We start from the raw sequence: 257 nt of genomic DNA on the forward strand, positions 1-257 counted from the left end.
CTTCATCAATAATCGAATCGACTCCAACCACACCTCTATATCCTTCTTCATAGAGAAGCTCTATAATTCGATGCATGCTTTCTTCGTATTCACGTTTTTTGTCCATTTCATAAACAGGAGCAAAATCGGTCCCTAAATAGATGCCGTCTTCATTGATTTTCTGCTCTGTAATTGAAAGTAAGTGTGACTCTTTATCTTGAATAAGCAGTTGGGCATTTAATGATCTTTTAATCGGATGCCATCCCTCTAATATCAGG

General features: G+C 37.4%; 1 protein-coding gene. It reads right to left on the reverse strand.

Translation table 11 applies throughout. The features are described 5' to 3' along the window. The coding region (locus tag R0J92_RS24440; RefSeq protein WP_411053590.1) for a hypothetical protein at positions 1 to 257 on the reverse strand (257 nt) is incomplete at both ends.

It is taken from the genome of Tritonibacter sp. SIMBA_163 (assembly GCF_046535935.1).
GTDB classification, from domain to species: Bacteria; Pseudomonadota; Alphaproteobacteria; order Rhodobacterales; family Rhodobacteraceae; genus Epibacterium; species Epibacterium scottomollicae.